Raw genomic sequence first — 11128 nt, forward strand, 5'->3', positions numbered from 1 at the left:
TTACCAGCGGTAGTGCGAGAATGCTCGGTTAGCTTCGGCCATCTTGTGCGTGTCTTCACGCTTCTTGACCGCGGTGCCGCGGTTGTTCGAAGCGTCCAGCAGTTCGCCGGCCAGCTTTTCGGTCATGGTGTTCTCACCACGCTTGCGCGCGGCGGTGACCAGCCAGCGGATGGCGAGCGCACGGCGACGGTCCGGACGGACCTCGACCGGCACCTGGTAGGTGGCGCCGCCGACGCGGCGCGAGCGGACTTCGATCGCCGGGGCGACGTTGTCCAGGGCGCCGTGGAAGGTTTCCAGGGGACCCTGGTCCTTGCGCTTGGCTTCCAGGATGTCGAAGGCGCCGTAGATGATGTTTTCGGCGACGGCTTTTTTGCCTTCGTACATGACGTAGTTCATGAATTTGGTGACAACGAGATCCCCGAACTTGGGATCCGGCAGCACCTGGCGCTTCTCTGCGCGACGACGACGGGACATGGGATCTCTTCCTTACTTCGGGCGCTTGGCGCCGTAGTGCGAACGGCGCTGCTTACGGTCCTTGACCCCTTGGGTATCGAGGACGCCACGCAGGATGTGGTAGCGAACGCCGGGAAGGTCCTTCACGCGGCCGCCGCGGATGAGCACAACGCTGTGCTCCTGAAGGTTGTGACCTTCACCGGGGATGTAGCACACGGCTTCGACGCCGGTGGTCAGGCGGACCTTGGCCACCTTCCGCAGAGCCGAGTTCGGCTTCTTCGGGGTGGTCGTGTAAACGCGGGTGCAAACACCACGGCGCTGGGGGCAGCCCTTGAGGGCGGGAACCTTGTTGCGCACGGGCTTGGGTTGCCGCGGCTTACGGATCAGCTGGTTGACTGTAGGCATCTAATCTCTGTGCTCGTGGAAGCGTGTGCCTTTCGGCCGAAGCGCTTCAGGGTCCTATAGGGTTCGTCAATTCGAGGCCGTTGAACGCGCAAACTCACCGGCTGCGTTGTGGCGGCCGGCGGGTCCCTGAGTTCCTCGGGTCAGGACCTGTTAAGACCCTGCCTCGAAAGAGCGGGCTAGATACTCGCGAGACCCCGAAAGGTCAAGGGTTTGCGGACTCTTAGGCTGTGTCGCAAACCGCCACCCGGAATCAGGGCGCGACCGGCAGGTGCTTGCCCAGGAAGGCCTCGGTCTCGCTAAGGAATTTAACCCGGCTGCGCGACAGCGACAGATCGTGGTCGTCGCCGGCCAGCAGGACGAAGGGCGGGGAGGTTCCGACGTTCTTGAGGCCGTTCTCCATGACCCTGGCCTGTTCGATCGGAACGGTGGTGTCGATCTCCCCGTGCATCAGCAGAATCGGGCTGGCGCGGGCCCCCAGCCGTTGCAGCGGCGAGGCCTTGGCCATGGCGCCGCCGGAGGTGCGGGGATCGCCGATGGCCGTGCGCCAGTAGGCTACGCTGGACGATTCCTCGCCCCAGCGACGGCGGCTGGAGCCGACCCAGAGGGGCAGGTCCGAAACCCCGCCGACCGACACGGCGCAGCGGAAGGTTTCCGGATTGAACACGGCGCCCGACATGGCCGCGTAGCCGCCATAGCTGAGGCCCACGATACAGGCCCGGCTGGAATCGATTCCATAGCCGCCGGCGGCGGCCACGCCGTCGAGCAGGTCGGTGTGCATCTTGCCGCCCCACTCGCCGTAGCCGGCAACCTCGAAGGGAACGCCGAAGCCGGCGGAGCCCCGGTACTGCGGCTGCAGCACGGCATAGCCGCGCGAGGCCAGGAACTGGACGATCCAGTCGAAGCCCCAGTCGTCACGCAAGGCCGGCCCGCCATGCGGCAGGACGATCAGCGGCGGCTTGGCGCCGTTCGCGCGGGGCGCGGGCAGGGTCAGATAGGCGGGAATCTTCAGGCCGTCGCGGGCCGTGTAGCTGATCCACTGGCTCTTGCTGAGCGCGGCGCCGGCCAGTTCGGGATAGGCCTCGCCGATCAGGGACGCCTGTTTGGTCTTCGCATCATAGAGGTACCAGACCGGCGGGCTGTCGGGGGCGTCGGCGCGGATGATGAAGCGGCCCCGGTCGCGACTCCAGCTCGCGAGATCGACATGCTTGCCGCCGAGCGCCTTGCTCAGGCGTGCATGGACGGCGCCGAGTTCGGGATCGAGCCATTGATAGGTCGGGCGCTCGTCGCCGCCGACAATGGCCACCGGCGTAGCGCGGGCCTCGTCCCACATCACGTCCAGATGCGGCGCAACCTGGCCGTCGCCGAGCCGGATCTCGGGCGAGCCGTCCAGCGGCCGTTTGGCGACCCAGGAGCCGGTGCGGTCCCAGCGGCGGACGATCAGGGCGTCGTCCGGATCGGAGTAGCCAAGATAGTCGGCGGTCTGTTCGCTGAGCTTCCAGCTTTCGACCGGCTTCCAGACCGCCCCGCCCTTCTTGCGGGCCTGCAGCGTCTCGACGTTGCGGGCGTCGTCATAGTCCCAGCGGGCTCTCGGATCGCCCTTCAGGTCGGTGATCAGCGACTGGGTCAGACGGCCCGACCGTTCCAGCAGCCTGGCCTTGCCGGTGGCCAGATCGACCTTCCAAAGGGCCGGGACGATGCTGCTGCCCTTGCGCTGGATGTAGTCGAGGCCGGTGCCGCTGTCGGCGGTCGCGTCCAGCCCCTGGACGACCAGGTAGGGCTCGGGCCCGTCAATGATGGCCAGGATGGGAAAGCCGAGCGCCAGGGCGTTCCAGTTCCGCTCGCCCAGCACCTGGCCGATGACGTCGCCGTTGGCGGCGTTGATGATCAGATCGCGTTCGTAGGTGTAGGGGGCCGGCTTGCCGCCGGAGAACTCCGTGTCCGCGTCATACATCGCCACCCGGATCAGCAGGTGCTTGCTGCCGGCCCAGCGGATGGACTTGACGTTGGCGTTCCCGGCCCGGATCGTCACCGGCGCTCCGCCACCGATCGGGGTGATGAAGGTGACGCGCTCGTCCGCCGTGCCTCCGATGTAGGCCAGGCGGGTCCCGTCGGGCGAGATTGCCGCCTGCTGGATGGCGGGCAGGCGGGCGAAGGCGGCCAGCGGCAGCTTGCCTGCAGGCTGGGCGGCCGTCTGGGCCTGAACCCCGGGGGCTGCGAGCAGGACGGCGGCGGCGATGGCGGCGACGAAGCGGATCATGGCCGCCCCCTACTTCCCGACCGGCAGGTATTTGGCCAGGAAGGCCTCGGTCGCCTCCAGGGTCTGCAGGCGGCTCTTGGTGCTGGAGAAGTAGTGGTCATCGCCATCGAGGACCACGACCTGGTAGGGCGAGCCCACCCGGCCTAGAGCGCTTTCCATCAGCTTGGACTGGCTGTTGGGCACGGTGGTGTCGTTGGCGGCGTAGATCAGCAGGATCGGGGCGGTGCGTGCGCCGACCCGATGGAAGGGCGAGGCGGCGTTGAGGGCGTCCGGCGTATTGCGCGGATCGCCGATCACCTCGCGCCAGTAGCGGATGGTGACGGAGTCGTTGCCGCCATAGATCTTGGCGTGGCCGATCATGCTGGTCAGGTCGGAAACCCCGTTGACCGAAACCGCGCACTTGTAGCGGTCCGGGCGGGCCGTGGCGCCGTGCAGGGCCGAATAGCCGCCGAAGCTGGCCCCGACGATGCAGGCGCGGCTGGTGTCGACGGCGGGATCGGTGACGGCGTCGATGGCCTCGGCGATGTCGCTCTGCATCTTGCCGCCCCACTCGTTGTCGCCGGCCCGGGTGAAGGCCTCGCCGAAGCCCGTCGAGCCGCGGAACTGGGGCTTGAGGACGGCATAGCCGCGGGAGACCAGGAACTGCTCCCACCAGTCGAAGGTGAACTCGTCGCGGGCAGCCGGACCGCCATGCGGCATGACGATGACTGGCGCCTTCACACCCGCCGTTAGGTTGGTCGGCACGGTCAGGTAGGCGTTGAGCGGCGTGCCGTCCTTGGCCTGGTAGCTGATCCAGGTGGTCTTGCCGAACGCGGCCCCGGCCAGCTCGGGGTACTCCTCGCCGAGCGGCGAGGCCTGGTTGGTGGCCGGCTCGAACAGGTACCAGACCGGGGCGGAGCTGGGCGCGTCGACCCGCAGCACGATGCGGCTGCGGTCACGCGACCAGCCGGTGAAGTGGACCGTGCGCCCCTTGAAACCACGCGACAGCTTGGCGTGAATGGCGCCCAGCTGGGTGTCGAGCCACTGGTATTCCGGCTTCTCGACGCCCGTGATGATGGCCACGGCCTGACCAGTGACCGGGTCGCTGACCAGGGACGCGTCGGGCGAGGCCTTGATCGGGCCGACCACGGTGCGCGAGCCGTCGGTCAGGGAATGGCGCAGGATCTGCGCGCCACCCGTCGTGTCCTGGTAGAGGTAGATGGCGTCCTCGGGGTCCGAATAGCCGAGGAAGAGGACATTACGCGCCATGTTGGGCGAGCGGTCGATCACCGTCCAGGTCGCCGCGCCCTTGCGGCGGGCGCTGAGGATGGTGAAGCCGAGGTCGCTGTCCAGGCGCACGCGGGGCTCGCCCTTGCGGTCGACGGCCCACCACAGGGTGCCGTCCTTGCCGCGCTCGATCAGCTTGCCGGAGCCGCTGGCGACATCGACCTTGTAGAGGGCGGCCACCAGGCCGCCGCCCTTCTGCTTCATGCGGGTGTCGCCGTAGCCGCTCTGGCCCAGCATGTCGGCGGCCATCATGACCACGGCGGGCTTGTCGCCCTCGATGTCGCCGAGGATCGGCCGCACGGTGGCGAAGCCGGCCCAGCTGGCGCCGTCCAGCAGCATGCCGACGATCTTGCCCTGCATGTCGAAGACCAGGTCGCGCTGGATGTTGTAGCTGTAGATGCGCCCGTCTTCGAAATTCTTGCGGGAGTCGTAGGCCCGCACGGTGGCGATCAGAAAGCCGTCGCCCGCCCAGCGGATGCCTTTGACGTCGACGTTGCCCAGCGGAATGGTCACCGCGACAGCCCCGTCGATGGGATTGATGGTGATGGTCCGGTTCTCGGGCGCGCCGCCGAGGATGGCGATCTTCTGGCCATTGGGGGAGATTTCGGCTTGGGTCACCGCCGGCAGGCGGGCGAAGGCGGTGGCGGCGGGCCGGGTCGGCGCCTGGGCCTGAACGGCGAGCGGCGCGGCGGCGGCCAGAGACAGGGCGCAGAGGCCCAGGACGGCGCGAAACATTGAAAATCCCCCCGGAAACGCGAACAGGCGCGGCCACAGCCGCGCCCGTTGCAGACTAGGGGGCTGACTGCCCCGCTGTCGAGCGGTCTTCAGTCGAAGATATCGAAGATGTCGAAGCGATCCTTCTTCTTTTTCCGATAGTTGTAGTCGTCGTCGTATTTGTAGCGCTTCTCGCGGTCGTCGTAGGGGTGGCTGCGGCGCCAGGCTTCCGGGTCGCGGTGGAAGGTATCAACCTCGCGGCTGAAGCGCTCGCGGTCCTGACTGACCGCCTGCTGCTGTTCGCGGCCGCCGCTCAGGATCTTCTCCAGTTCGCCGCGATCCAGCCAGACGCCCCGGCAGGTCGGGCACATATCGATCTCGACGCCGTCTCGAACGACCTTCTGCATCGAGCTGTCGTCGTTGGGGCACATCAGCAGGGGCACGGATAACTCCTCACGGCCATGGGGTTGCTCTGTAGATAGGGGTGCGGCGGGGTGTCGCAACCCATCCCGAAATCGTATCGCCCGCAAAGGGTCCGCGCAGGGACACGTTTTGGCCGCGCCCGGCGATCAGCGTTCAGGCTGGACGAGGACGGGAGGCGGCGTGGCGCAGACGCGCAACAAGCGGCGAGACCAGCGGCGCATGGCCGTGGTCACCGGCCTGTCCGTCATGATTCACGTCGGCGTCTTCGCATTGATCGGGCTGAATACGCCGGGCGTGCGGCAGCGCCCTCCCCTGCCCGACGAGATCATCGACATCAGCATCCTGCCGCCCCGGGTCCTGCCCAGCCGCCCCTCGCCGGCCGAGGCCGGCGGCAATCCGGCCAACGGAATCCCCCGGCGGGACACCACCGCCCCCCTGCTGCACGTGCCGGCCGTCGAGCCGCCGTCGCAGGTGGCGCCCTCTCCCCTGCCCGCACCCGCTCCGGCCGGGGCCAGCGCCGGCGGCGACAAGAAGGGCGGGTCCGGGCGAGGGCCGACGATCTTTCCCTCACCTGGGCAGGACACCCGCAAGGCCCTGCGCGGCAGCTATGGCTGCGCCTATCCCGACGCGGCCGGACTGAACCGGCGCGAACGCGAGGCCTGCGACGACCGCGGCGGCAAATGGAACCGGGAGGTTTCGCCGATTGCCGCGCCGATGGCCGGCGCCAAGCGCAAACGCTTCGACCAGGCGGCGGCGAAACAGGAACGTGACCGCGAGTACCGCGAGGCGCCGCCGGTGCCGGGCGTCAAGGGTGAGGTGACGGACCTGCGGCTGCCGTTCTAGCCCCTCAAATCGCCCCAGGGCAGGACGGCGCGAAGGCGAGCGACCTCCTCGGTCGCGCCCAGGCGTTCGGCCCGCCATAGACGTTCGGCGAGGACGGCGCGTTGCTCGGCGCCGAGCCTGTTCCAGTCCCAGCCGGCGTCGGCGACGCTGTAGGTCCAGTCGTGCGGGTGCAGGGCGTAGGACAGCCAGCTCATCCGGCCGGTGGCGTAATCGAGGACATGCTGCAGTTCATGCTGCAGGAGCGCCATGGCGGCCGGTTGGCGCGAACAGTCGTCAGGCGCGCGGCCCCAGTAGATGCGGTCGCCGAGGGTGAGCACGGGCGTGTGGCCGCGCCAGAGCCAGGCCAGGCGGGCGAGCGGTGACGGGGCGGCCACGACGCGCGGAAAGGCCCCGGCGGCCATCAGGGCCTCCCACAGGCCGTGAGACAGCGCCTCACGCTCGTTGGCGGTCAGTGATCGCGTAACACCCGGTCCCATCCGGTTGAGAGATAGAGCGACAACAGCAGGGTCAAACGAAAACGGCCCGGGATTGCTCCCGGGCCGCCTCGTTACGCTTGTCCGTCCGATTACTCGGCCGGGATCTCGTCAGCGATTTCCACCGGCAGCGGCTCCATGGCCGCTTCACGGCTGGCCGCCAGCTGCTCGTCACGCTTGGTGGCGATGCGCTGCAGGCCGCGCAGGTAGGAACCCGTGCCGGCCGGGATGAGGCGGCCGACGATGACGTTTTCCTTGAGGCCTTCGAGGGTGTCGATCTTGCCGTGGACCGAAGCGTCCGTGAGCACCCGGGTCGTCTCCTGGAAGGAGGCGGCCGAGATGAACGAACGGGTCTGCAGCGAGGCCTTGGTGATGCCCAGCAGAACCGGCTGGGTGATCGCCGGGCGGCCGCCGCGGGCTTCGGTCTTGGCGTTCTCGATGTCGAATTCCGACTTGTCGAGGTGGTCGCCCTTGATGAGGCCGGTGTCGCCGGGCTCGAGGATTTCCACCTTCTGCAGCATCTGGCGAACGATCACCTCGATGTGCTTGTCGTTAATCGGCACGCCCTGGAGGCGGTAGACTTCCTGGATTTCGTTGACCAGGAAGTTGGCCAGCTCCTCGATGCCCAGGATGCGCAGGATGTCGTGCGGATCCGGGTTGCCGTCGATGATGTACTCGCCCTTGCGGACGATATCGCCGTCGTGCACCGCGATGTGCTTGCCCTTGGGGATCAGGAACTCGACGGGTTCGCCACCATCCTCCGGGGTGATCTTGATCCGGCGCTTGTTCTTGTAGTCGCGCCCGAACTCGACCCGGCCGTCCATCTCGGCGATGACCGCGCAATCCTTCGGACGGCGGGCTTCGAACAGCTCGGCAACGCGCGGCAGACCGCCGGTGATGTCGCGCGTCTTGGCGCCTTCCGTGGGGATACGGGCGATGATTTCGCCGGGCTTCACTTCGTCGCCGTCAGCCACCGACAGAATGGCGCCGACCGAGAGGAGGTAGCGGGACTCACCGCCAGCGGCGAGGCGCTTGTAGGCGCCGTCTTCGCCGAGCACCGCGAGCGCCGGACGCAGGTCCGTGCCCTTGGAGCCGGTGCGCCAATCGCTGACCACGCGCTGGGCGATACCCGTCGCTTCGTCGGTTTCCTCGCGGACCGAGAAGCCTTCAACGAGGTCTTCGGCGCGGATCTTGCCGCCGACTTCGGTGATGATCGGGGTGGTGTAGGGGTCCCATTCGGCGATGCGCTGGCCGCGCTTGATCTTGTCGCCGTCCTTGACCTTCAGGCGGGCGCCGTACGGCGGCTTGTAGGACTCGCGGTCCTTGCCGTCGACCAGCACGGTCAGAGCCACGTTGCGGCTCATCACGACCAGTTCGCCGTCCGAAGCCTTGACGGTCGGGCCGGCGACCTTGATCACGCCGTCGGTGCCGGCTTCGAAGAAGGACTGCTCGGCCACCTGGGCGGTGCCGCCGATGTGGAAGGTCCGCATCGTCAGCTGGGTGCCGGGCTCACCGATCGACTGGGCGGCGATGACGCCGACCGCTTCACCGATGTTGACCGGGGTCCCGCGCGCCAAGTCACGGCCGTAGCAGGCGCCGCAGGCGCCGATCTTGGCTTCACAGGTCAGGGCCGAACGCACCTTGATCGACTGCACCCCGGCCTTCTCGATGAGATCGGACTGGTCTTCAGTGATGTAGGTGTCGGCCGGCAGCACGATCTCGCCGGTGTTCGGATCCTTGACGTCTTCGGCCGTGAAGCGGCCCAGAACGCGCAGACCCAGCGAGACCAGCACGTCGCCGCCATCGACCACGGCCCGCAGGGTGATGCCCCGGGTGGTGCCGCAATCTTCCTCGGTGATGATGCTGTCCTGGGCGACGTCGACCAGACGGCGGGTCAGGTAACCCGAGTTCGCCGTCTTCAGGGCGGTGTCGGCCAGACCCTTACGGGCGCCGTGGGTGGAGTTGAAGTACTCCTGAACGGTCAGGCCTTCCTTGAAGTTCGAGATGATCGGCGTCTCGATGATCTCGCCGGACGGCTTGGCCATCAGGCCGCGCATCCCGCCGAGCTGCTTCATCTGGGCTTGCGAACCACGGGCGCCGGAGTGGGCCATCATGTAGATGGAGTTGATCTCCAGCTCGCGGCCGTCCGGACCCTTCTTGGGGGTCGAGATCTCGCCCATCATGGCGTCGGCGACCAGGTCCGTGGACTTGGCCCAGGCGTCGACGACCTTGTTGTACTTCTCGCCCTTGGTGATCAGGCCGTCGGCGTACTGCTGCTCGTATTCCTCGACGAGCTTGCGGGTGTCCGCGACGATGGTCTCCTTGGAGGCCGGGATGATGATGTCGTCCTTGCCGAAGGAGATGCCGGCCTTGGCCGCTTCCTTGAAGCCCAGGCCCATCATCTGGTCGGCGAAGATGACCGTCGCCTTCTGGCCGCAGTGGCGATAGACCACGTCGATCAGGTTGCCGATCTCCTTCTTGGTCAGCGCTTTCGCGATGAGCCGGTGGCCGATGGCCGGGTGATGCGGCAGCAGGGCGGCGATCTTCATCCGGCCCGGGGTGGTTTCGATCAGGCTGCGGACGACCTGGCCGTCAGCGTTGGATTCGCTGAAGCGGGCCTTGATCTTGGAGTGCAGGGTGACGACGCCGGCGCCGAGGGCGGCTTCGATCTCGCCGAGGTCAGCGAAGATCTTGCCTTCGCCCGGCTCCCCTTCCCGCGATTGCGAGAGGTAGTAGAGGCCGAGGACGATGTCCTGCGACGGCACGATGATCGGGCGGCCGTTGGCGGGGCTGAGGATGTTGTTGGTCGACATCATCAGCACGCGCGCTTCCAGCTGGGCCTCGAGGCTCAGCGGGACGTGCACGGCCATCTGGTCGCCGTCGAAGTCGGCGTTGAAGGCGGCGCAGACCAGCGGGTGCAGCTGGATGGCCTTGCCTTCGATCAGCTTGGGCTCGAACGCCTGGATGCCCAGACGGTGAAGCGTCGGCGCGCGGTTCAGCAGAACCGGGTGCTCACGGATCACTTCTTCCAGGATGTCCCAGACCTGCGGCTGCTCGCGCTCGACCATGCGCTTGGACTGCTTGACGGTGCCCGACAGGCCCTTGGCGTCCAGACGCGAGTAGATGAAGGGCTTGAACAGCTCGAGCGCCATCTTCTTGGGAAGACCGCACTCGTGCAGCTTGAGGTCGGGACCAACCACGATGACCGAACGGCCCGAGTAGTCGACGCGCTTGCCGAGCAGGTTCTGGCGGAACCGGCCCTGCTTGCCCTTCAGCATATCGGCGAGGGACTTCAGCGGGCGCTTGTTGGCGCCGGTGATGACCCGGCCGCGGCGGCCGTTGTCGAACAGGGCGTCGACCGACTCCTGCAGCATCCGCTTTTCGTTGCGGATGATGATGTCGGGCGCGCGCAGCTCGATGAGGCGCTTCAGGCGGTTGTTACGGTTGATGACCCGGCGATAGAGATCGTTCAGGTCGGAGGTCGCGAAACGACCGCCGTCCAGCGGCACCAGCGGGCGCAGTTCCGGCGGAATGACCGGCACGACCGTCAGGATCATCCACTCCGGCTTGTTGCCGGACTCGATGAAGGCCTCGATGATCTTCAGGCGCTTGGAGGCCTTCTTCTGCTTGATCTCGGAGGTGGCCACGGCCAGCTCCTCGCGCAGACGCTCGGCTTCCTTGGGCAGGTCGATGCCCTTGAGCAGGCCGAAGATGGCCTCGGCGCCGATCTCGGCGCTGAAGCTGTCGTCGCCGAACTCGTCCTGGAAGCGCATGAACTCATCTTCGCTGAGCAGCTGGTGCTGCTTCAGCGGGGTGAGGCCCGGCTCGGTGATGATGTAGTGCTCGAAGTAGAGGACCCGCTCGATGTCCTTCAGCGGCATGTCCAGCATCATGGCGATGCGGCTGGGCAGCGACTTGAGGAACCAGATGTGGGCGACCGGGCTGGCCAGTTCGATGTGGCCCATCCGCTCGCGACGAACGCGGGCCAGGGTGACCTCGACGCCGCACTTTTCGCAGATGATGCCCTTGTACTTCATGCGCTTGTACTTGCCGCACAGGCATTCGTAGTCCTTGGTCGGGCCAAAGATACGTGCGCAGAACAGGCCGTCACGCTCGGGCTTGAACGTGCGGTAGTTGATGGTTTCCGGCTTCTTGATCTCGCCGAACGACCAGCTGCGGATCTTCTCCGGGCTGGCGAGCGCGATACGGATCTGGTCGAAGGTCGGAGCGGCCTGGACCGGATTGAAGATGTTCAGGACTTCCTGGTTCATCATTGCCTCATTGCGGGGCGAAC

At 67.0% G+C, this 11128-nt stretch carries 8 protein-coding genes; 1 reads left to right on the top strand and 7 read right to left on the bottom strand.

Features of this window, described 5'->3' with window-relative positions; all coding sequences use genetic code 11:
* The 5 genes from rpsG to AC2YG9_RS01800 form a co-directional block, all read right to left on the bottom strand.
* Entirely contained in the window at positions 1-474 is a 474-nt protein-coding gene (gene rpsG, locus AC2YG9_RS01780) for a 30S ribosomal protein S7 (protein ID WP_271067894.1), read from the bottom strand.
* A 12-nt stretch (positions 475-486) separates the two neighbouring features.
* Positions 487-858 (bottom strand): 30S ribosomal protein S12, encoded by a 372-nt coding sequence (gene rpsL / locus AC2YG9_RS01785; RefSeq protein WP_166573533.1) that lies wholly within the window; start codon positions 856-858, stop codon positions 487-489.
* A 250-nt stretch (positions 859-1108) separates the two neighbouring features.
* Entirely contained in the window at positions 1109-3115 is a 2007-nt protein-coding gene (locus AC2YG9_RS01790) for an alpha/beta hydrolase family protein (RefSeq protein ID WP_487296208.1), read from the bottom strand.
* A gap of 9 nt (positions 3116-3124) precedes the next feature.
* A complete protein-coding gene (locus tag AC2YG9_RS01795) occupies positions 3125-5116 on the bottom strand; it encodes an alpha/beta hydrolase family protein (protein WP_487296209.1) in 1992 nt (663 codons plus the stop codon).
* A gap of 89 nt (positions 5117-5205) precedes the next feature.
* The gene (locus AC2YG9_RS01800; RefSeq protein ID WP_487296210.1) at positions 5206-5538 is read right to left on the bottom strand and encodes a TFIIB-type zinc ribbon-containing protein; all 333 of its coding nucleotides are present in this window, start codon (positions 5536-5538) and stop codon (positions 5206-5208) included.
* 160 nt (positions 5539-5698) lie between these two features.
* Here AC2YG9_RS01800 and AC2YG9_RS01805 point away from each other — a divergent pair, with 160 nt between their 5' ends.
* Complete coding sequence (locus AC2YG9_RS01805; RefSeq protein ID WP_487296211.1) at positions 5699-6361, top strand: hypothetical protein; 663 nt, start codon at positions 5699-5701, stop codon at positions 6359-6361.
* Here AC2YG9_RS01805 and AC2YG9_RS01810 read toward each other — a convergent pair.
* Positions 6358-6762, bottom strand: coding sequence for a hypothetical protein (locus tag AC2YG9_RS01810; protein WP_487296212.1), 405 nt, complete (start codon positions 6760-6762; stop codon positions 6358-6360). The genes AC2YG9_RS01805 and AC2YG9_RS01810 overlap by 4 nt on opposite strands.
* Positions 6763-6926: 164 nt before the next feature.
* Complete coding sequence (rpoC, locus tag AC2YG9_RS01815) at positions 6927-11105, bottom strand: DNA-directed RNA polymerase subunit beta' (protein WP_487296213.1); 4179 nt, start codon at positions 11103-11105, stop codon at positions 6927-6929.
* Positions 11106-11128: the final 23 nt, after the last annotated feature.

The sequence above is a fragment of the Caulobacter sp. SRI_014 genome (genome assembly GCF_057586315.1).